Below are 19,502 nucleotides of genomic sequence, written 5' to 3' on the forward strand. Positions count from 1 at the left end.
GGGCGAGGGAGAACCTCGCGCTCCCCGCGTGGTTGCCGAAGGGTGATCGCGCGGGGGTGGTCAGTCCGCGTAGGGGTGTGGCTTCGGTGGGAGAGCGTTGTCGTCAAGGCGCGCAGATACCTCGGCAGCACGGGGGCTTTGGCGTGATGGGCGGCTGTGCGCGAGGTGCGGCAGGGCGTGGTCGGGTTGCTTCCTGGTGCCCGCGTCGCAGGCTCGCTGTGGTCCACCATGGACTGGCCGCGGTCCTCGGTGTGAGGCGGTGGTTCTTCGGCGATGGGTGGCGAGCGTCCGCCAAGGGGGCGGTGCCTGTGGTTGTGGCTTTGAGCTGCGGGTTTGCCCGGTGTGGGCTGGGGTTCGCGGGGTGTGTGATGAATGCCACGGCCAACTCGGGCCATAACAAGAACCGATAGCCCCACCGGTCACGGTAAACACAGCGTAATCTGACGGTCACCCTTTGAGAGGAGTCCGCTGTGCCCGGACCGCAGATGTACGAGATGCCGCTGGAGATGGTCAGACGGCATCCGAGCCTCGTCCTGGAGTTGATGTCGGTGGCTCAGGGTGGGCTGCCGACCGGGTATCGGGACGCGCGGCTGGTCTCGGATGAGCCGGAGGCGCCGGTGGTGGAGGTCACGGCGGCCAACGGCGGGCGGATCCATGTGTGTCTGCGGTTTCCGCTGGCCTTGGGTGGCGGGCGCGCGGATGACAGCGGGCTGTTGATGGTCGTCTGTTTCGACGAGGAGGTGGCCGACCAGTTCCGGCATGGGCTGGAGACCGTGGTGGTCGGGCCCCGGGACCTGCGGCGCTGGTACGCGTTGGACAAGATCGCGGAGTCTCCCGAACTGGCCACTCTGTGGGCTGTCGCCAGTGGTGACCCGGATGTCCGTGCGTGTGTGGCCAAGGCGCTGCTGGTGTTGAGGGATGAGCGTGGCGCGCACTACTACTCGTATTTGAGCTCCCGGCTTTCCGCCCAGGACCGGGCGGGGCTGGAGAACCTGATGATGGGCGAGCGCTACCTGTTGATCGAGAACGCCGTCACCGGCCCTTTCTGGGAGGCGGGGCGCTGGCACGGGCGGCGTGAGACGCTGCGGTGGCTGCTGGAGCACCGGGGGCTCAAGGTGGACCGGGTCCAGGAGGAGGCCATCGACTCCTGCCGGCGCCAGTCGACGGTGCGGGAGTGGATGCGGCGCGCGCTGACCGCCGCCACCGCCGAGGACGTCTTCATCGGAGTCTGGTAGCCACCCACGGGGCCAGGTCGTCGTAGCCGGCGCCCTTGTTGATGCGGGCGCGCAGGTTCTGGGCCTGGGCGGTGGTGAACATCCCGCCCGCCAGCACCAGCGGGAAGCCGAGGCGCCAGCTCAGCAGGGCCTTCTCACCGTGCCGGTGCGCGTTGCGGAGCACGGCGGCGCCCACACGGACCGCGTGCTCGTTCAAGGGCGGAACGCCCGGACGGTCGGGCTCCCCGGCCGAGTAGCGGAAACCCTCGTCCAGGTCGCACGGCGGGCACCCGGCCGGGCCCCTGCCCCGGCGGCTGCCACAGGCGGCGCAGGTCAGGCGGTCGAAGGCGGCGTCCACGACCCGCCACGCGTAGGGCTTGATCTCGCTGACGATCATCTCGGCGAGGTCCGGGTCGTCGGGCAGCGACTCTTCCTTCAGGAAGGCCTGGTAGCCGTCCTCCACGAGGGTGTCCAGAAGGTCGCGGCAGCGGGGGCAGGCGGGGGCGCCGCCGTACTCGTAACAGCCGCATTGCGGGCACCGGTGCATCCGCCCAGCGTAGCGAGGGTTAATGCGGTTGCGGGCGGGCGGCGGGGTGGGCATACTCGTCGGAGCTTCGAGAGGGAGGAGGTCGAGACCATGGCGAATGTCTTCCGCGTGCCCTTTTCCGCGTCCTCAGACCTCCCCACCGGTCAGCCGCCGACCTGATCGCCGCGCCGGTGGGCCTTCACTCTGGAGCCTTTCACCGTGCCGAAGCAGTACCGCAAGCGTGGCAAGAACGCCCTCGACGCCGACGACATCGAGTGGCTTGAGAACAATCACCGCGAAGAAGCCGACGACGACGGTCCGCCCGAGGGGGATCGCTGGTCCACCTGGGATCTCAGCGTGCCGACTGAGCGCGGGCCCCGGCCGTACCCCGGATGGCTGGTCACCGAGCTGGCCGCCGTCGACACCGAGCTGGGCGTGCTCAAGACCGGCAAGGAAGCCGACGTGCACCTCATCTCGCGCGGCGTGCCCGGCACCGACCGGCAGTGCCTGCTGGCCGCCAAGCGCTACCGATCGGGCGAGCACCGCCTCTTCCACCGCGACGCCGGGTATCTGGAGGGGCGTCGCATGCGCGACAGCCGGATGTCGCGGGCCATGGCGGGGCGCACGGCGTTCGGCAAGCAGGTGATCGCCGGGCAGTGGGCGGGTGCGGAGTTCGCGGCGCTGACCCGGCTGTTCGAGCTGGGGCTGCCGGTTCCCTATCCGGTTCAGATCGTGGGGACGGAGGTGCTGGAGGAGTTCATCGGCACGCCCGACGGCTACGCGGCGCCGCGCCTGGCGAACGTCTCGGACGACCTGCCCGGCCTCTGGGAGCAGCTCGTCGACGCGATGGTACGGCTGGCGCACGAAGGCCTGGCCCACGGCGACCTGTCGCCCTACAACATCCTGGTCCACGAGGGCCGCCTGGTCATCATCGACCTGCCCCAGATCGTGGACGTGATCTCCCACCCGGCCGGGCCCGAGTTCCTGGACCGGGACGCCCGCAACGTGGCCACCTGGTTCGCCGGAAAGGGCCTGTCCCGGGCCGACCCCGACGGGCTGGCCGCCCTTCTGCGCGCGGAGGCCCGCCTGGGCTGAACCGGGTCGTTCAGAGGGCGGCGGTGCCCATGACGTGGAACGCCCACGGGGTGCGCCCGCCGGGGAACAGGAACCGATCGAGCCGGCCCACCCGCAACCCGGCGCGCTCCACCGCCGCGACCGTGTCCCGCCCGCAGTGGCAGCCGCCGAGCAGGCGCGGGCCCACGGTCGCGTCGATGACCCGCTGGGCCCGCCGTATCCCGGCGGTGTCGGCGCGTACGTGCTCCAGGAACCGGAACTGCCCGCCGGACGCCAGCACGCGGCGCACCTCGCGCAGCGCCGCGGCCTGGTCGCGCACCGAGCACAGCACCAGGCACGACACCACGCCGTCGAACTCCCCGTCGGCCGCCGGCAGCCGCTCGGCCAGCCCGTCGACGACCTCGACGGGCACCGGCGCCTCCTTGGCGGCCTGCCGGGCTGCCGCGCGCAGGCGGGGCTCGGGTTCGACGGCGAGCACCTGGGTGACCTCGCGCGGGTAGTGGCGGAAGTTCATGCCGTTGCCCGCGCCGATCTCCAGCACGCGGCCGTGGAGCGGGGCGAGCAGCGACTGGCGATTCTCGCGCATGCCGCCGCGCTCCATGGCGTGGCTCAGCCGGATGTAGAGGCGGGCGAAGATCGGGTGCTTGACGTCCACCCCTCCATCACATCACCCGAGAGCGGGTTCTTCGACGAGGGCGACGCGCACGTCCGCGGGGGCGCCGCCGTACAGGGGGATGGAGAAGACCGCGGTACGGCCCCGCGCCGCATAACTCGCATACCGCAGCCCGTCCTCATCCCAGAAGTCCTGGATGTCCGAGGACAGGTGGGCGGCGGCCGTGCAGTAGGCGGGGCTGCGGTAGAGCAGCCGGAGCGAGGTCTCCAGCGGGATCAGCCCCGGCTCGCGGACGGCCAGCGGACGCGTCAGCCGTACCAGGAGCTGCCGTGACGGCGTGAGCCAGTGACGGTCGAGTTCGGGGGAGAGGGCAAGCAGGGCGAGGGCCTCGGCGCCGGCGATCACGAGCGCGAGCGGCTCGATCGGGTACGGCCCGGCCGTCACCGCCAGCATGCTCATGGTCAGCAGAAGCCCGGCGCGGGCGAACGAGCGCCACTCGATCGGCCGGCCGTGGGCGCCCAGGCAGCCGCAGGACGCGTCGGGGACGGCGATCGCGGAGTAGGCCAGGTAGGCGAGGAAGCCGGTGGACAGGGAGGCGGCGGCCGTACCCTCCCAGGGGGAGGACGGTGGCGCGAGCAGGACGCCCGCGACCGCGAGTTCGGCCACCGCCACCAGACGGAGCAGAGGGACCGCGCGCGCCGGGCCGGCCAGCCGGGCCAGCGCCGTCCGCCCGGCCCGCGACCGCATCCGTCGGCTGAGCAGTTTCATCAGGGCCGCCCAGACCAGGAAGGCGGCGATCACGTAAGGCTGCAGCGCGGCGATCCCTTGCATCACACGCTCCTAGTGCGGGGAGAAGACGGTGGCGATGTCGACTTCGTTGGTGTCAGGCCGCCAGGCGCCCAGGATCTGGACGTGCTGGCCGACGCGCAGGAGCGACAGGTCGGCCGACGGCGGCGCGTCGGAGTGGACGGCCACGGACCTGCCGGGTACGACGTGGCAGAGCACGTCCTTGCCGTTGTGGTCGAGGTGGATCTTCTCGTTGGTGATGTTCCTGACGTGGCCCTTGATGTTGACGATGTTGAGCCACACGGACTCGGCGGCGAGCATTCCGTCGGGCATGCGGACGCCTCTGGCGTAGAGGCCGTCGCCGGGCCTGGCCTGGTCGAAGCCGACCGGGCCGAGCTTCCACAGGCTCGTCCCGTCGACGACCCTGATCTGGTGGAAGACCATGTTCGAGCCGAGCACGATCAGGGTGTTGTCCTTGACGGCCCGGATGCGGCCTTCGGCGAACTCGGGGTCGGGGACGCCGGGTTCCGGCTGATCCGGAGCGGCGGCGAAGGCCGCCTCGGGGCCGAGCGAACCCATGGCGGTGGCGGCCACGACCGTGGCGCCGCCGCCCAGGAGCGCGGATTTGAGCATCTTCCTGCGCGTGGTCATCCTCAGCTCCCTCAGGCCGTCGAGATCTCGCATGGGCGCAGGCCCGTGGACAGGCTGGCGATCCTGGAGTAGGCCGCCGGGGTGAGGTCGATCAGCCGGTTGCTGGCGCAGGTGGCGCCGCAGCAGCTGCGCTCACCGCAGAACAGGTCGGTCTGCGGGCCGCAGTCGGCGATGGTGGTGACGATGCTGCCGCCGCCGCACAAGGACGTGGTCCGGTGGCGGAACCCGCAGGTCCGGCGGGACAGGGCGTCGCCGCAGCGGTCGGGACGGGTGATGTTCCAGCAGGCGTCGGAGGTGTTGGGCCAGGCGTGCTGCAGGCTCCCCGAGTTGCAGGTGCCGCAGGCACCCTTGCCGGTGGAACTGCAGGGTCCCCAGGCGTTCCCGCAGCAGAACCACGAGACTTCGCCTTGGACCGGGCCGAGTAAGTCGATGGGGTCAGTGGGCGTGCTGCGCACCATGCGCGTCCTCCTTGGGGGGTGGGTGGGGAGGCGGTGCAGCGCTGCGTTGAAACTTTCCGACTCGATCTATCAATAGCATGTAAGGAAGTTTCGTCAACGCCCAAAAAACACGCTGTGCTTCAGATGGGCTTGGTGTAGTCGAGATCGATCTCGACGTCGAAGCCGATGTCGGTACGCAGCATGCGGCGATGGATGCCCGTGGGGACATAGGCCTTCATGGCCGGTTCGAGCTCGAAGGTGTAGGCGACCGCTGCGCCGTCTTCCTCCTCGATGCGCCAGAAGAACTTGATCCCGGCGTCGGCGTACTTGCTCGGCTTGGTGATCCGGTCCCGCTCCTCGGACTCCTTGGAGACGACCTCCACGATCAGGTGGACATCCTCCGGTTTGAAGGATGTCGTGACGCTCATCATCGCGGACCTGCTGACCAGCAGGATGTCGGGCTCCGGGCGTTGCCTGATGCCCAGGGTGACGGTCATCTCCCGAGCCACGGCCAACGGCTCGGGAGGGCGGAACCCCTGTTCGAGCAGCCGGACGAGCAGCATGTGGGATCTGGTCTGCGGCGGCCTCATGAAGAGCGATCCGTCGATCAGATCGATGTGCCTGGGCGCGTCGGGAGGGAGGTGGTCGAGCATGTCGGCGGTCCAGCCCTCCCGAGGGCCCGGATAGAACCAGTCGGGCAGTGTGGTGGCCACGACCTGTCTCCCTGGGAGCCTGCTACGTGAAGGCTCCATGATCTCACAGAGAGTGATATCAGGAGGGCTCTTGGCGGTTCTGGATGGTCTTGCGGTAGAGATCGTCGATCTCGTCCAGCGGGTCGGTGAAGGGGGCCGGGCGGCGGGCCTCGATCTCCAGGTCGGTGCGGGAGGAGAGGTCGTCGATGCCGCCCGAGGCGTGTTGCACCTGCGTGCGCATGAGGTCGGCGCGGATGCGGGCGCACATGGCCGTGAGCTTGGCCTGGTGTTCGCGCAGGCGTTCGGCCGTGACGTGGTCGACGACCGAGGAGATGCGCAGCTGCTGGGCGTAGATGCCCAGCTGCTGGTCCTGGACCTCGGCCTGCTTGGCCAGCTCTGCCATCAGGTGGGGCAGGTCGCCCAGGCCCCAGCCCGACGCGTGCGCCTGGTCGATCGCCTGGCGGGTGAGCCCGACCTCGCGGCGCAGGTCGAGGCGGAGGCGCTCGATCTCGGCCGCCTCGCCGGTGCCCATCGCGTTGACGTGGGCGCTGAGCCGGGTCGTGGCCTTCTTGGCGGACTTGGCCGCCTTCTTGCCCAGCTTGACCATGAAAAAGATCGCTACCCCGCCGAGCACCAGGAACAGCAGGAAAACGACCAGCAGAATCGCGAAGATCGTTTCGATCGGAGGCACCTCCCGTGCACTGAGCATAGTCCGCCGAATCGGCCGGCATGAGGCTCAGCCAGATCGCGTTCCGCTGCGTTCTTATCGCTCTGACCAACGCCGGACGGGGCTCGGGTAGTTCCATCCGGAGCGGATTCGGCACAGGATGGTGAACCGAGCAAGCTCTTGATTGTGTGAGGGGCCTGTGGTTCAGTGCGTCCATTGTCCCGGGCCGCTTGAGGAGCCGCGCATGCTCGACGGGAAGGTCGTCGTCATCACCGGGGGAGCGCGCGGCATGGGCGCCGCCACCGCCCGCCGTTGCGCCGCCGCGGGCGCGAGCGTGATCGTCACGGACGTCCTCGCCGAGGAGGGTACGGCTACCGCCAAGGAGATCGGCGGCCGCTTCCTGCCCCACGACGTCACCAGCGAGGCCGACTGGGCCCGCGTCATGGACGAGACCGGCCCCTTCCACGGCCTGGTGAACAACGCCGGAATCGTCTCCTCCCGGCCGATCGAGCAGACGACGCTGGACGACTTCGAGCGGGTGCTGAACGTCAACCTGACCGGGGTCTTCCTCGGCCTGCGCGCCGCCGTCGGGCCCATGCGGGCGGCGGGCGGCGGCGCCATCGTCAACCTGTCGTCGGTGGCGGGACTGTTCGCGTTGCCCGGCACCTCCGGGTACGGCGCCTCCAAGTGGGGCGTGCGCGGGCTGACGAAGATCGCGGCGCTGGAGTTCTCGCCCGCCCGGATCCGCGTCAACTCCGTGCATCCCGGGATGATCGTCACGCCGATGACCGAGCAGTTCGGGGCCACGCCGGCGGAGGGCGCGTTCCCGCTGGCGGCCAGCGGGCGGTGGGGCATGCCGGAGGAGGTGGCCGAGGCCATCGCGTTCCTGCTGTCGGACGCCGCCTCCTACATCACCGGCGCCGAACTCGCCGTCGACGGCGGCTGGACCGCGGGAGCGGCCGCCCTGATCGCCCGGCCACCCGTCCCCCCACCACCCACCGCACCCCCATCCCCGCCACCTGCGGCATCCACGACACCTCCAGAGTCTGGACGGGCCTGACGTGGGCGAAGGGCCGCGCCATCGCGGGTTCCGGGTGCGGGGATCCGACGTGCCCGCCTTCCGACCTCCTGCACACGGAACCGGCGATCCCACAGCCGCTGTGGTGACAGATGCGGTCGTGTTCCTGGGGTGTGGCGCCGTGGCGGCCCTGGGGCGAGGCCGGTTGTGGTGGTGACGCCGGGGCGGGCTGCGGCACCGAGGTGTTCGACGCGGAAGAGGACCGGCGCATCCTGGCCGGGGCGCCCGCGATGGTGATCACCGCCGAGCACGCCCGCGTGGCGCTGCGCGAAGGCCTGAGGTAGGGAGGCACATGCCGTACGCGCGGGTCGCCGAGGACGTCCGGCTCTTCTACACCGACGACGGCGGCGGGCAGGCGACGCCGTTGCTGCTGGTGCACGGCTGGGGCGCCGACTCGCACCAGTGGTCCTGGCACCTCGACGCCCTGGCCGCCGGGCGCCGGGTGATCGCCGTGGACCTGCGCGGCCACGGCTACTCCTCCGTGCCCGCCGAGGACAACACGCCCCGCCGCATGGCCGAAGACCTCGCCGCGCTGCTGGCCGCGCTCGGCGTCGCGAAGGTCGTCGCGATCGGCCACTCGATGGGCGGTCAGATCGTCTCCATCCTCGCCGTCGAGCATCCCGGCCTGGTCGAGCGGCTGGTCACGGTCGATCCGGGATACGGCATCGCGCCCGAGGTGGCCGGGATGTTCCCCCAGACGATCGCCGCCCTGCGTTCGGAGGACGCGCACGAGGCGGCCGTCGAGATCGACCGCTGGTGCACCAACCGGCGCACCCCCGCGGTCATCCGCCGCTGGCACCGGCGCCGCCTGTACGGAATGCCGCCGCACGTGCTGGCCCAGGCGTTCGAGGCGATGTTCGCGCTGGAGGACTCGATCGGCGTACGGCCCGCCTCCGACGCCTACCTGGCGCGAAGGGCCTGCCCGGTGCTGTCGCTGTGGTTCGACCCGGACCGGGCGGCCTGGGAGGAGGGGCTGCTCAAGCACCCGGACTCGAAGGTCGTCGTCTGGGAGGGCGCGAGCCACCGCCTGCACGAGGAGCGGCCTGACGACTTCGTCGCGCTCGTGCTCGGCTGGCTAGCCGGGTGAGCGGCCGCGGCGGCGGCGCCGTACCTTTCTGATCATCCACCACGCGAGCAGGGCCAGCCCGATGAGCAGGACGATCACCAGCAGCGGGATGAAGATCGCCACGAGGCTCACGCCGAGTGAGCCGGCGTCCTCGACGGTGCTCATCACGGGTGCGCCGACCCCGCCGGTGCCGACGTTGACGACCGGGCGGGCCGCGGCCTTCAGCGCGTGTACGGCCAGCGCCACCAGGATGCCGAGCACCCAGCTGAGCCACGGGTTCTCGGTGAGCCAGGTGGAGTTGTCGAGCTCGGCCGCGGCCGAGGTGGCGCTGAACACCACGCCGCCGGAGGCGGGCCGGACCGCCGTCTGGATCATGTCGTTGACGCTGTCCACGGCCGGGATCTTGTCGAGCACCACCTCGGCCAGCAGCAGTACGGCCAGCACCGCCAGCACGCCCCAGTTCGACAGCCACGCGTAGCCGTCCGGCAGCTTCACGCGGTCGGTGAAGTTGGCCAGCACCCCGACCACGAGCAGCGGGATGTAGGCGTTGAGCCCGGCGGCCGTCGACAGACCCAGGCCGGTGAGCGTGGCGAACATGACACCAACCTAGCCCGCCCGCCCCCGGCGTCAGGTCACCTCGGCGAGGCCCCCGAGCATCCGCAGGTCGATCAGGGGCTCCGGCTCATCGTGCGCGTTGTCAGTCGGGCCGGGCGGCCTCGTCCAGGAGTCCGGGCAGGGCGGGGCCGGTGAACTCGGCCATCGCGCGCTCGTACTTCTCCATGCCCCACGACCAGAAGTCGAAGTCGATGGACTCGTTGGCGCCGTCCTGGATGGCGGCCCACAGCGTCCAGCCGTACTTGGACATGAGGCCGAGCAGCCGCGCCCGCGCGATGCGGTTGCGCAGGCGGCGGCCGTAGTAGGCGGTGACGAGCTCCTCCAGCTGCTCCAGCGACAGGTCGGACTCGCTCCAGATGTTGCCCAGCTCGAAGCAGGCGTCGTTGTTGCCCGAGTACTCGTAGTCGATCAGCCACAGGCGCTCGCCGTCGTCGATGAAGTTGCCGGGCAGGAGATCGTTGTTGCAGGGGACGGTCCCCTCGTCACGGACCTTCAACGCCTCACGGATCTGCTCCACATGAGGCTCGAAATCCCGATATTTCGCGGGGAGGCGGAAATTTCGGGACTGGACGATCTTCAGATACCCCTTCTGGATCTCGAACATGTCGAAGTCCCGGGAGAAGCGCGGCCCGGTGTGCAGCCTCTGGCACGCCTCGGCCACTCTCGGCAGGTTCGCCGAGTCCCGCAGGTCCGCCTCGGTGAACGTGCGCCCCGGCAGGTACCCCACCACCAGCACCCCGAGCTCCCGCAGATAGGCGTGGACCGGCGCCCCGACCCCCGCCCGCTCGGCCGCGATCGAGTTGGCGTGCTCGGCGTCCCTGTCGATGCCCAGCAGCCCGCCCTCGCTGGCCGGCACCCTCACCACGTACGCCGCGCCCGGCACGCTCACCTTGTAGTTGCGGTTGGTGAGCCCCCCGGGAAGCTCTTCAACGGTACGCGGCAGGCCCGCCAGCAGGGGAATGCGGTCGAGAACCTCATCCATGGGCGCTCTCCTCGTCAAGATTGACCGGCGATGCTAGCACCGTGCCCCCCTCTCCGATCGTGCCTCACGCACCCGCGACACGCGCTCGATCGAGAAGGAAACGGTCTAGACCTTTTACATCGAGCCGGTTAGCGTCGCGGGCATGAGCGACTCGGCCCGGATCGTGATCATCGGCGGTGGCGTCGGCGGCGCCAGCGTGGCCTACCACCTGACCGAACTCGGCGAACGCGACGTCCTGGTCCTCGACCGCGACGAACTGACCAGCGGCTCCACCTTCCACTCCGCCGGACTCGTCGGCCAGTTGCGCGCCGACCCCACCCTGACCCGCATGAACCAGTACTCGGTCGAGCTCTACCGCAAGCTCGACGTCTGGACCGAGTGCGGCGGCATCAAGCTCGCCTCCAGCCCCGAGCGCATGGAGGAGATCCGCCGCCAGATCGGCTGGGCCCGCACGTACGGCCTGCCGCTGGAGGAGATCTCGGTGGCCGAGGCGGCCGAGCTGTTCCCCCTCATGGACCCGGGGGGCGTGGTCGGCGCCGCGTACCTGCCGACCGACGGCCAGATCGACCCCTCCCAGCTCTGCTACGCGCTGGCCGGCCTGGCCCGCGAGGGCGGCGCCACGTTCCGCACCCACACCCGGGTACTCGGCGTCGACGTCGAGCGGGGCCGGGTCCGCCGGGTCCGCACCGACCGGGGCGACATCGACTGCGAGATCGTGGTGAACTGCGGCGGCATGTTCGCCCCGGAGATCGGCCGCATGGCCGGGGTGCGCGTGCCGATCATCCCGATGTCGCACCAGTACGTGGTGACGGAAGGCTTCCACGAGCACACCGGCCTGCCCACGCTGCGCGACCCCGACCTGCTCGTCTACTACCGCCAGGACGTCCAGGGCCTGGTCATGGGCGGCTACGAGCGCACCTCGGCCCCATGGCTGGACCCGGTCCCGGCGGACTTCAACGGCCGCCTGCTGCCGGAGGACTGGGACCGATTCACCGAAATTTCTGACAATGCCGCCATCCGCGTCCCCGCCCTCGGCGACGTCGGCATCCGCAAGATGATCAACGGACCGGAGGCGTTCACCCCGGACAACGAGTTCTGCCTGGGCGAGACCGAGGTCGGCGGCTTCTACGTGGCGGCCGGCTTCTGCGCGCACGGCATCGCCGGGGCGGGCGGCATCGGCATGGTCATGGCCGAGTGGATCGTCGAGGGTGAGCCGTCCATGGACCTGTGGCACATGGACATCCGCCGCTTCGGCCGCCAGTACCGCTCACCCTCCTACACGCGCAAACGCGTCGTGGAGAACTACGAGACCTACTACGACATCCGCTACCCCGGCCACGAGCGCGCCGCCGGCCGCCCGCTGCGCACCTCGCCGGCGTACGCCTGGCACGCCGCCCACGGCGCCGTCTTCGGCGAGAAGTCGGGGTGGGAGCGGGTCAACTACTACGCGCCGAACGCGGCGGAGCCGTACCGGAAGGAAGAGGAGCCGCGCGGGTGGGCGGCGCGCGGCTGGCACCCCGCGATCGGCGCCGAGCACCGCGCCACCCGCACCGGCGCGGGGCTGTTCGACGAGAGCTCGTTCGCCAAGATCGAGGTGAGCGGCCCCGACGCGGCCGGGCTGCTGGAGTGGGTCTGCGCCAACCGCGTCGCCCGCGAGCCCGGCCAGGTCACCTACACGCAGGCGCTCAACCGGCGCGGCGGCATCGAGTGCGACTTCACCGTCACCCGGCGCGGCGAGGAGGACTTCCTCATCGTCACCGGCACCGCGTTCGGCTCCCACGACCTCGGCTGGCTGCGCAAGCAGGCCAGGCTGCGCGGCTCGGGGGCGCGGATCGCCGACGTGACCGGGCAGTACGCCTGCTTCGCGCTGTGGGGTCCGAAGGCGCGCGCCATCATGGCGACGCTCACCGCCGATCCGCTGGACGCGCCGTTCATGTCCGCGCGTGAGCTGACCGTGGGCGACGTGCCGGTGCTGGCACTGCGGGTGACGTTCGTGGGCGAGTTCGGGTGGGAGCTCTACTGCTCCAGCGAGTACGGCAGGGCGCTCTGGGACACCCTGTGGGCCGCCGGCGAGCCGCACGGACTGATGGCCTGCGGCTACAAGGCCATCGACAGCATGCGCCTGGAGAAGGGCTACCGGGTCTGGGGCGCCGACCTCGGCCCGGAGACGACCCCGTACGAGGCGGGCCTGGGCTTCTGCGTCAAGATGGACAAGGAGTTCCTGGGCCGCGCGGCGCTCGACCCGTCGCCCCCGCGGCGGCTGCGCCGCATCACGCTCGACGACCCGCGGGCGGTCGTGCTCGGCAACGAGCCGGTGCGCGTCGACGGCCGGGTGGAGGGGCGCGTCACCTCGGGCGGCTACGGCTACACGCTGGGCGCCTCGCTGGCCTACGCCTACCTGAACGCCGAGCCGGGCACCGCCGTGGAGGTGGAGCTGTTCGGCGAGCGCGTCACCGGCACGGTCGGCTAGGTCCGCACCGTCAGGCGGACCCGGTCGGGCCGGTACAGGTCGCGGGCGTGCTCCACCGGCACGCCCGCGGCCGCGTAGGCGGTGCGCTCGATGCGCATGAGCGGCGTGCCCGGCGCCACGTCCAGCTCGGCGGCCTGCTCGTGGGTGGCCACGACCGGATCCAGGTGCTCGACCGCGCGGCTGGGCGCCAGCCCGTAGCGGGCGGCCAGCAGGTCGTACAGCGAGCCGCCGAGGTCCTCCCTCAGCAGGCCCGGCAGGAGCACGGCGGGGAAGAACGACAGCTCCAGCGCCACCGGCGAGCCGCCCGCCGAGCGCACGCGGGCGATCTCGTGCACCGGCGCAGCGGGCTCCAGCTCCAGCGCCGCCGCGACCTCCGGCGGGGCCCGGCGCGTACGCGCCCGCAGCAGCCGGGCCTCGGCGGTCAGGTGGGCCCTGCGCATCCGCTCGGTGAACCCGGCCAGCCCCGTCAGGTCGCATTCGACCCGGGGCTCGGCCACGAACGCCCCGCCGCCGCGCCCCTGCGTACGGACCAGGACGCCGCGCGCCTCCAGCGTCGCCAGCGCCTGCCGCAGCGTCATCCGCGACACGCCCAGCCGCGCCGCCAGCTCGCGCTCGCCCGGCAGCCGGTCGCCCGGCGCGATTTCGCCGCGCGCGATCGACTTCAGCAGCCAGCGCTCGATCTGGACGTGCGCGGGCACCCCGCCGCCCCTGGCCAGCTCGACGAACTCCACCGTTCTACTCTGACAGGCGCTGCAGCCGCTCCACCGCGTCGGCGAACTCGTTCACCATCGCGTAGACCACCTCGCGGGCCGGCCTGACCTGGTCGAGCTGGCCCACGACCTGGCCGACGAAGTAGTTGGCCAGCTCCACGGCGCCCGGCTCGCCGCGCTCGGCCGCCGCGCCGATGCGGGCCATCGCGCCCTCGGCCACCAGCATCTGCAACGGCATCCCCAGCGGACCCGGGCTCTCGGGGGCGGCGTCCCACTCCTCGGTCCACGCCGACTTCAGCTGCCTGGCCGGCTTGCCGGTGCGCGAGCGCGAGCGGACGGTGTCGAGCGAGGAGGCGGCGAGCATCTTGCGTTTGACCGCCGGGGCCGTCTCGGCCTCCTCGGTGGTCAGCCAGACCGACCCGCACCACACGCCCTGCGCGCCGAGCGCCATCGCCGCGGCCATCTGGCGCCCGCCGGCGATGCCGCCGGCCGCCAGCACGGGGACCGGGCCCACGGCGTCCACGACCTGCGGGACCAGCACCATCGTGGAGATCTCGCCGGTGTGCCCGCCGGCCTCGGTGCCCTGGGCGACGATGACGTCCGCGCCCGCCGCCACCTGCCTGCGCGCGTGCTCCACGGTGCCGACCAGGGCGGCCACCGGGATGCCGTGCTCGCGGGCCCTGGCCACCATCTCGGGCCGCGGCGGGCCCAGGGCGCTGGCGATGAGGCCGATCGGATGCTTCAGCGCCACGTCGATCAGGCCGGTCGCGCCGGCCGCCGTCACCCTGCCCGCGAACTCGTCGGCCGAGCGGATCTCCCGGCCGGACGCGGCGGCGACGCCGTACTTGCGGAACAGGTGCGCGACGAAGTCGCGGTGCCGGTCGGGGACGAAGGCCGCGACGTCCACGCGCGGCCCCTCGATCTTCCCGGGGACGAGCACGTCCACCCCGTACGGCCGGCCGCCCACCTGCTCGTCGATCCAGGTCAGCTCGGTGTCCAGCTCGGCGGGGGAGTAGGCGATGGCGCCCAGGACGCCGAACCCGCCCGCGTTGGTGACCGCGGCCACCACGTCCCTGCAATGGCTGAAGGCGAACAACGGGAATTCCACGCCGAGCCTGTCGGCCAGTTCGGTGCGCATGCCGCGACGCTAACCCCCAGAACCTTGTTCGGTCTAGGAGTCGTCCTCGTCGTCGTCATCCTCGCCCTCGACCGTCCACGACACCGAGGTCACCGAGGGCTCCAGGCTGAGCCGGCTCGTGGCCGACTCGAAGAGGTTCTCGTCGCGGCGCAGGCTGTCCACGATCGCGATCACCTCCACCTGGCCGCGCCGGTCGGCCTCCTGCCCCTGCAGGCTGCGCAGCCGCAGCTCCGGCCGGGTCAGCGCGTTGACGACCAGCTTGCGCACGTGCGCCTGGTCGTCGTCCCAGCACCGCACCTCGAACCGGTAGCGGGTACGGCGGGCCGCCCGCCGCCGGTCGAGGAAGCGGCCCAGCGGGCGCATGAGCGTGTTCGCGACCACGATCAGGAAGGTCCCCGCCGTGGCCATCAGGTACATGCCCGCCCCCGCCAGCGAGCCGACCGCCGCCGCGCACCACAGGGTCGCCGCGGTGTTGAGACCACGGATGTTGAACCCCTCGCGCAGGATCACGCCCGCGCCGAGGAAGCCGATGCCCGAGACGATCTGCGCGGCCACGCGGGTCGGGTCGGCGGTGGCGCCGGCGAAGCCGTACGCGCTGAGCAGCACGAACAGGGCCGCGCCGACGGCGACGAGCAGGTTCGTGCGCAGGCCCGCCATCCGGGCCCGCCACTGCCGCTCGATGCCGATGACGGCGCCGAGCACCGCGGCCGCGACCAGGCGCAGCAGCAGATCGATCTCCACGCCCGGTATGTCCCCCGCCGGGACGGGCGCGAGGCGGCCTTTGCCGGGTTATGAACGGTCCATGGGTCCTTCGGGCGGCCCGTGGTGGTTCAGGCGGTCGCCTGGCGGTCCAGCGAGGTGATCGCGGAGGCGCCGGGGGAGTGCCAGCCCAGCGCCGGATCGTAGCGGCGCACCAGCTTGGCCGGGATGCCCGCCACCACGCTGTGGTCGGGGAACTCGCCCCGCACCACCGCGCCGCCCGCCACCACGCACTGCCGCCCCAGCCGGGTTCCCGGCAGGATGATCGCGCCGGCGCCCAGCCACGAGCCCGAGCCGATCGAGACCGGGCTGTTCCTCGGCCACTGCCGTCCGATGGGCACCTCGGGGTCGTCGTAGACGTGGTTCTGGTCGGTGATGTACACGTACGGCCCGGTGAACACGTGGTCGCCGACGTCGATCGACTGGTGCGCCACGATGTGGCTGCCGCGCCCGATCGAGCAGCTTCCGCCGATCCGCAGGATCGAGTCCGGGCCCAGGTCCACGCCCGGCCCCATCCCGCACGACAGCGAGACCCGCTCCCCGACGAGCGTCCCCTCGCCGATCTCGATCCACTGCTCGCCGAAGATCGCCCCGGGCGGGAACGCGATCGACACGCCTTCGCCCAGATGGCGGAAGCGATAGCCTGCCGGACTGGACGGACTGATCGCCCCGGCTCTGCGCAAAGCGGCGTAGGCGCGGTGAATCAGCGCGCCCGCCGCCCGCCGTACGTGTGACATAGGGCCCAAAGTTACCGCTTGGTCATGCCGTTCGGGCATGTCGGGGGCGTTCTTTGATATCCTGAGAGCCCGTGGACACATAGCCACACCTCGAGCCACGGGAGCCCCTTTGCGCAGCGCATCGCAAACCAAGCATCTGTTCGTCACCGGCGGTGTCGCCTCCAGTCTCGGCAAGGGGCTCACGGCTTCCAGCCTCGGCCGCCTGCTCAAGGCACGCGGGCTACGGGTCACGATGCAGAAGCTCGACCCCTACCTCAACGTCGACCCCGGCACGATGAACCCGTTCCAGCACGGCGAGGTCTTCGTCACCGACGACGGCGCGGAGACCGACCTCGACGTCGGGCACTACGAGCGCTTCCTCGACACCGACCTGCACGGCTCGGCCAACGTCACCACCGGCCAGGTCTACTCCAACGTCATCGCCAAGGAGCGGCGCGGGGAGTACCTCGGCGACACCGTCCAGGTCATCCCGCACATCACCAACGAGATCAAGGACCGCATCCGCGGCATGGCCGGCCCCGACGTCGACGTGGTCATCACCGAGGTCGGCGGCACCGTGGGCGACATCGAGTCGCTGCCGTTCCTGGAGGCCGTGCGCCAGATCCGCCACGAGGTGGGCCGCGACAACGTCTTCTTCCTGCACGTCTCGCTCCTGCCGTACATCGGTCCCTCCGGCGAGCTGAAGACCAAGCCCACCCAGCACTCCGTCGCGGCGCTGCGCAGCATCGGCATCCAGCCCGACGCGATCGTGCTGCGCTCCGACCGGCCCGTGCAGACCTCCATCAAGCGCAAGATCAGCCTGATGTGCGACGTCGACGAGGACGCCGTCGTCAGCGCGGTCGACGCCGCCTCCATCTACGACATCCCCAAGGTGCTCCACACCGAGGGCCTCGACGCCTACGTCGTGCGCCGCCTCGGCCTGCCGTTCCGCGACGTCGACTGGAAGGAGTGGGAGCAGCTGCTGCGGCGCGTGCACCGCCCGGCCAAGGAGGTCACGATCGCGCTGGTCGGCAAGTACATCGATCTGCCCGACGCCTACCTGTCGGTCACCGAGGCGCTGCGCGCGGGCGGCTTCGCCAACGACGCCCGCGTCAACATCCGCTGGGTCAAGTCCGACGACTGCGAGACCGACGAGGGCGCCTCCCGCGAGCTCGACGGCGTCGACGGCGTGCTCATCCCGGGCGGCTTCGGCGTACGCGGCATCGAAGGCAAGATCGGCGCCATCAAGCACGCCCGCGAGAACAAGGTGCCGCTGCTCGGCATCTGCCTCGGCATGCAGGGCATGGTCATCGAGGCCGCGCGCAACCTGGCCGGGGTCGTCGACGCCAACTCCGCCGAGTTCGACGCCGACACCAAGCACCCGGTCATCTCCACCATGGCCGACCAGGAGGACGTCGTCGCCGGCGAGCGCGACATGGGCGGCACCATGCGCCTGGGCGCCTACACCGCCAAGCTCGGCGAAGGCAGCCTGGCCAGGCAGCTCTACGGCAAGGCCAAGGCCGACGAACGCCACCGCCACCGCTACGAGGTCAACAACTCCTACCGCGAGCAACTGGAGAAGGTCGGCCTGGTCTTCTCCGGCCTGTCGCCCGACGGCCGCCTGGTCGAGTACACCGAACTGCCCGCCGAGACCCACCCGTTCTTCATCGGCACCCAGGCGCACCCCGAGTTCAAGTCCCGCCCCACCCGGGCCAACCCGCTGTTCAAGGGCCTCATCGCCGCGGCCCTCGCCTTCGCCGACGGCCGCGTCTCCGCCAAGGTCGCCAAGTGAGGGACATCGCGCGGCAGTGGGACGTCGTCGCCTCCAAGAACCACTTCCAGGGCCGGGTGATCGGCCTGCGCACCGACTCCGTGCGCATGCCGGACGACGACGTCGCCGACCGCGACTACGTCGTCCACCCCGGCTCGGTCGCCGTCCTCGCGCTCGACGAGGAGAACCGGGTGCTGCTGCTGCGCCAGTACCGCCACCCGGTGCGCCACCTGCTGTGGGAGCTGCCCGCCGGCATCCGCGACGTCGAGGGCGAGCCGCTGGTCACCACCGCCGCGCGTGAGCTGGCCGAGGAGGCCGGATACGCCGCCGACACCTGGCACACGCTGGTCGACCTGATGAGCTCGCCGGGCATGACCGACGAGCGCATCCGGGTGTTCCTGGCGCGGGGGCTGCGCCGTACCGAGATCGACTTCGAGCGCAAGCACGAAGAGACCGACATGCCGCTCGAATGGGTACCCCTCGCCGACGCCGTCGAGAAGGCGCTCATGGGAATGATCCACAATTCCCCGGCCGTGGCCGGTATCCTCGCCGCGTACGCGGCATCGGTCGAAGGGTTCGGGCTGTTGCGGCCCGCCGACGCACCCGAGGAGTGAGCTTTCGTGGAGGCGGTGCTCTCCAGCTACCTCGCCCATCTGGCGGTGGAGCGGGGTCTGGCTGTCAACACGCTCGCCTCCTACAAGCGTGACCTGCGCCGCTACGTCGACCATCTCCAGGCGCGCGGGCGCCTGGAGCTCGACCAGGTGGCCGAGGCCGACGTCCTGGCGTTCCTGTCCGCGCTGCGCGAGGGCGACGGCGAACACCCCGCCCTCGTGGCCAGCTCGGCCGCGCGGGCGGTCTCGGCGGTACGCGGCCTGCACCGTTTCGCCCTGCGCGAGGGCGTCACCGGCCACGACCCCGCCCACCAGGTGCGCCCGCCCCGCCAGCTGCGCCGCCTGCCGAAGCCGATCACCGTCGACGAGGTCGAGCTCCTCATCGCCGCCTCCGGTCCCGAGAGCGCGCCGCTGACCCTCCGCAACCGCGCGCTCCTGGAGGTCCTGTACGGCACCGGCGCCCGCATCTCGGAAGCCGTCGGCCTGGCCGTCGACGACCTCGAAGCCGAGCAGGTACGGCTGCGCGGCAAGGGCGGCCGCACGCGCGTCGTCCCGCTGGGCCGCTATGCCCGCGAAGCCCTCGACGCCTACCTCGTCCGGGCCCGCCCCGGTCTGGTGGCCCATGGGCGGGGCACGCCCGCGTTGTTCCTGAACGCCCGGGGTGGCCGCCTGACCCGGCAGGGCGCCTGGGAGGTACTCCAGGCCGCCGCGGAACGAGCCGGACTTGCCGGGATTTCCCCCCACGTGTTGCGCCATTCCTTCGCAACCCACCTCATCGACGGCGGTGCCGACGTTAGGGTGGTCCAGGAGCTGCTCGGTCACGCCTCGGTGACCACCACCCAGGTCTACACGCTGGTGACGGTCGACAGGCTCCGCGAGGTCTACGCCGCGGCGCATCCGCGTGCCCGGCAGTGATCTATAGTCTT

The 19,502-nt window shown here is 71.2% G+C and carries 22 protein-coding genes; 9 read left to right on the top strand and 13 right to left on the bottom strand.

The window, feature by feature from the left end; translation table 11 throughout:
• Positions 1-470 precede the first annotated feature (470 nt).
• Complete coding sequence (locus tag ACIBHY_RS03415; RefSeq protein WP_397246448.1) at positions 471-1,235, top strand: hypothetical protein; 765 nt, start codon at positions 471-473, stop codon at positions 1,233-1,235.
• On the opposite strand, the gene ACIBHY_RS03420 is transcribed toward ACIBHY_RS03415, so the two are convergent.
• The gene (locus ACIBHY_RS03420; RefSeq protein WP_397246451.1) at positions 1,219-1,761 is read right to left on the bottom strand and encodes a hypothetical protein; all 543 of its coding nucleotides are present in this window, start codon (positions 1,759-1,761) and stop codon (positions 1,219-1,221) included. The two genes, ACIBHY_RS03415 and ACIBHY_RS03420, sit on opposite strands and share 17 nt — an antisense overlap.
• Positions 1,762-1,959: 198 nt before the next feature.
• Here ACIBHY_RS03420 and ACIBHY_RS03425 point away from each other — a divergent pair, with 198 nt between their 5' ends.
• Positions 1,960-2,835 carry a serine protein kinase RIO gene (locus ACIBHY_RS03425; RefSeq protein ID WP_397305806.1) on the top strand — a complete coding sequence of 292 codons (876 nt, stop codon included), beginning with the start codon at positions 1,960-1,962 and terminating at the stop codon, positions 2,833-2,835.
• Positions 2,836-2,845: 10 nt separating this feature from the next.
• Here the strand turns inward: ACIBHY_RS03425 and ACIBHY_RS03430 are convergent, their stop codons facing one another.
• The 6 genes from ACIBHY_RS03430 to ACIBHY_RS03455 form a co-directional block, all read right to left on the bottom strand.
• Positions 2,846-3,469, bottom strand: coding sequence for a class I SAM-dependent methyltransferase (locus tag ACIBHY_RS03430; protein ID WP_397246456.1), 624 nt, complete (start codon positions 3,467-3,469; stop codon positions 2,846-2,848).
• A 12-nt stretch (positions 3,470-3,481) separates the two neighbouring features.
• Positions 3,482-4,258, bottom strand: a complete 777-nt coding sequence (locus ACIBHY_RS03435) for a MauE/DoxX family redox-associated membrane protein (protein WP_397305808.1) — start codon at positions 4,256-4,258, stop codon at positions 3,482-3,484.
• 9 nt (positions 4,259-4,267) lie between these two features.
• Positions 4,268-4,864, bottom strand: a complete 597-nt coding sequence (locus ACIBHY_RS03440; protein ID WP_397246461.1) for a cell wall protein — start codon at positions 4,862-4,864, stop codon at positions 4,268-4,270.
• 11 nt (positions 4,865-4,875) lie between these two features.
• Positions 4,876-5,322 (bottom strand): hypothetical protein, encoded by a 447-nt coding sequence (locus ACIBHY_RS03445; RefSeq protein ID WP_379612930.1) that lies wholly within the window; start codon positions 5,320-5,322, stop codon positions 4,876-4,878.
• Between the two features lie 119 nt (positions 5,323-5,441).
• On the bottom strand, positions 5,442-6,014 hold the full coding sequence (locus tag ACIBHY_RS03450; RefSeq protein ID WP_397246463.1) for a Uma2 family endonuclease: 573 nt from the start codon (positions 6,012-6,014) through the stop codon (positions 5,442-5,444).
• A 58-nt stretch (positions 6,015-6,072) separates the two neighbouring features.
• Entirely contained in the window at positions 6,073-6,684 is a 612-nt protein-coding gene (locus tag ACIBHY_RS03455) for a hypothetical protein (protein ID WP_397101830.1), read from the bottom strand.
• 220 nt (positions 6,685-6,904) lie between these two features.
• Between ACIBHY_RS03455 and ACIBHY_RS03460 the strand changes: the two genes are divergently transcribed.
• The 3 genes from ACIBHY_RS03460 to ACIBHY_RS03470 all read left to right on the top strand — a co-directional run bounded on the left by ACIBHY_RS03460 (position 6,905) and on the right by ACIBHY_RS03470 (position 8,825).
• Complete coding sequence (locus ACIBHY_RS03460; protein ID WP_397246465.1) at positions 6,905-7,720, top strand: glucose 1-dehydrogenase; 816 nt, start codon at positions 6,905-6,907, stop codon at positions 7,718-7,720.
• Between the two features lie 110 nt (positions 7,721-7,830).
• Positions 7,831-8,022, top strand: coding sequence for a hypothetical protein (locus ACIBHY_RS03465; RefSeq protein ID WP_397305809.1), 192 nt, complete (start codon positions 7,831-7,833; stop codon positions 8,020-8,022).
• Positions 8,023-8,030: 8 nt separating this feature from the next.
• On the top strand, positions 8,031-8,825 hold the full coding sequence (locus ACIBHY_RS03470) for an alpha/beta fold hydrolase (protein ID WP_397246469.1): 795 nt from the start codon (positions 8,031-8,033) through the stop codon (positions 8,823-8,825).
• Here the strand turns inward: ACIBHY_RS03470 and ACIBHY_RS03475 are convergent.
• Positions 8,814-9,401 (bottom strand): DUF4126 domain-containing protein, encoded by a 588-nt coding sequence (locus ACIBHY_RS03475; protein WP_397246471.1) that lies wholly within the window; start codon positions 9,399-9,401, stop codon positions 8,814-8,816. The two genes, ACIBHY_RS03470 and ACIBHY_RS03475, sit on opposite strands and share 12 nt — an antisense overlap.
• Positions 9,402-9,501: 100 nt before the next feature.
• Positions 9,502-10,401 (bottom strand): phosphotransferase, encoded by a 900-nt coding sequence (locus ACIBHY_RS03480; protein WP_397305810.1) that lies wholly within the window; start codon positions 10,399-10,401, stop codon positions 9,502-9,504.
• A 142-nt stretch (positions 10,402-10,543) separates the two neighbouring features.
• Here ACIBHY_RS03480 and ACIBHY_RS03485 point away from each other — a divergent pair, with 142 nt between their 5' ends.
• Complete coding sequence (locus tag ACIBHY_RS03485; RefSeq protein WP_397246475.1) at positions 10,544-12,871, top strand: FAD-dependent oxidoreductase; 2,328 nt, start codon at positions 10,544-10,546, stop codon at positions 12,869-12,871.
• Here the strand turns inward: ACIBHY_RS03485 and ACIBHY_RS03490 are convergent.
• From ACIBHY_RS03490 to ACIBHY_RS03505, 4 genes are all read right to left on the bottom strand, one after another.
• Positions 12,868-13,602, bottom strand: coding sequence for a GntR family transcriptional regulator (locus ACIBHY_RS03490; RefSeq protein WP_397305811.1), 735 nt, complete (start codon positions 13,600-13,602; stop codon positions 12,868-12,870). The two genes, ACIBHY_RS03485 and ACIBHY_RS03490, sit on opposite strands and share 4 nt — an antisense overlap.
• Positions 13,603-13,606: 4 nt before the next feature.
• Positions 13,607-14,719, bottom strand: a complete 1,113-nt coding sequence (locus ACIBHY_RS03495) for an NAD(P)H-dependent flavin oxidoreductase (protein WP_397305812.1) — start codon at positions 14,717-14,719, stop codon at positions 13,607-13,609.
• 33 nt (positions 14,720-14,752) lie between these two features.
• Positions 14,753-15,460 (bottom strand): MgtC/SapB family protein, encoded by a 708-nt coding sequence (locus ACIBHY_RS03500; RefSeq protein ID WP_397101845.1) that lies wholly within the window; start codon positions 15,458-15,460, stop codon positions 14,753-14,755.
• 89 nt (positions 15,461-15,549) lie between these two features.
• Positions 15,550-16,215 (bottom strand): acyltransferase, encoded by a 666-nt coding sequence (locus tag ACIBHY_RS03505; protein WP_397246483.1) that lies wholly within the window; start codon positions 16,213-16,215, stop codon positions 15,550-15,552.
• A gap of 109 nt (positions 16,216-16,324) precedes the next feature.
• Here ACIBHY_RS03505 and ACIBHY_RS03510 point away from each other — a divergent pair, with 109 nt between their 5' ends.
• Genes ACIBHY_RS03510 through ACIBHY_RS03520 form a run of 3 tightly spaced genes read left to right on the top strand, consistent with a single transcriptional unit; the run spans position 16,325 to position 19,491 of the window.
• A complete protein-coding gene (locus tag ACIBHY_RS03510; protein ID WP_397246486.1) occupies positions 16,325-17,986 on the top strand; it encodes a CTP synthase in 1,662 nt (553 codons plus the stop codon).
• A complete protein-coding gene (locus tag ACIBHY_RS03515; RefSeq protein ID WP_397246488.1) occupies positions 17,983-18,579 on the top strand; it encodes an NUDIX domain-containing protein in 597 nt (198 codons plus the stop codon). The genes ACIBHY_RS03510 and ACIBHY_RS03515 overlap by 4 nt, the downstream gene beginning before the upstream one ends.
• Positions 18,580-18,585: 6 nt before the next feature.
• Positions 18,586-19,491 carry a site-specific tyrosine recombinase XerD gene (locus ACIBHY_RS03520; protein WP_379612914.1) on the top strand — a complete coding sequence of 302 codons (906 nt, stop codon included), beginning with the start codon at positions 18,586-18,588 and terminating at the stop codon, positions 19,489-19,491.
• Positions 19,492-19,502 lie beyond the last annotated feature (11 nt).

Origin of the sequence: Nonomuraea sp. NPDC050547 (genome assembly GCF_044457345.1) — a bacterium.
Taxonomy (GTDB): domain Bacteria; phylum Actinomycetota; class Actinomycetes; order Streptosporangiales; family Streptosporangiaceae; genus Nonomuraea.

Excerpts from the sequence above, each read along its gene's own strand:
- ACIBHY_RS03485 (WP_397246475.1), top strand. The coding sequence starts at position 10,544 with ATGAGCGACTCGGCCCGGATCGTGATCATCGGCGGTGGCGTCGGCGGC.
- ACIBHY_RS03440 (WP_397246461.1), bottom strand. The coding sequence starts at position 4,864 with ATGACCACGCGCAGGAAGATGCTCAAATCCGCGCTCCTGGGCGGCGGC.
- ACIBHY_RS03435 (WP_397305808.1), bottom strand. The coding sequence starts at position 4,258 with ATGCAAGGGATCGCCGCGCTGCAGCCTTACGTGATCGCCGCCTTCCTG.
- ACIBHY_RS03470 (WP_397246469.1), top strand. The coding sequence starts at position 8,031 with ATGCCGTACGCGCGGGTCGCCGAGGACGTCCGGCTCTTCTACACCGAC.
- ACIBHY_RS03495 (WP_397305812.1), bottom strand. The coding sequence starts at position 14,719 with ATGCGCACCGAACTGGCCGACAGGCTCGGCGTGGAATTCCCGTTGTTC.
- ACIBHY_RS03480 (WP_397305810.1), bottom strand. The coding sequence starts at position 10,401 with ATGGATGAGGTTCTCGACCGCATTCCCCTGCTGGCGGGCCTGCCGCGT.
- ACIBHY_RS03420 (WP_397246451.1), bottom strand. The coding sequence starts at position 1,761 with ATGCACCGGTGCCCGCAATGCGGCTGTTACGAGTACGGCGGCGCCCCC.
- ACIBHY_RS03465 (WP_397305809.1), top strand. The coding sequence starts at position 7,831 with ATGCGGTCGTGTTCCTGGGGTGTGGCGCCGTGGCGGCCCTGGGGCGAG.
- ACIBHY_RS03460 (WP_397246465.1), top strand. The coding sequence starts at position 6,905 with ATGCTCGACGGGAAGGTCGTCGTCATCACCGGGGGAGCGCGCGGCATG.
- ACIBHY_RS03445 (WP_379612930.1), bottom strand. The coding sequence starts at position 5,322 with ATGGTGCGCAGCACGCCCACTGACCCCATCGACTTACTCGGCCCGGTC.
- ACIBHY_RS03505 (WP_397246483.1), bottom strand. The coding sequence starts at position 16,215 with ATGTCACACGTACGGCGGGCGGCGGGCGCGCTGATTCACCGCGCCTAC.
- ACIBHY_RS03475 (WP_397246471.1), bottom strand. The coding sequence starts at position 9,401 with ATGTTCGCCACGCTCACCGGCCTGGGTCTGTCGACGGCCGCCGGGCTC.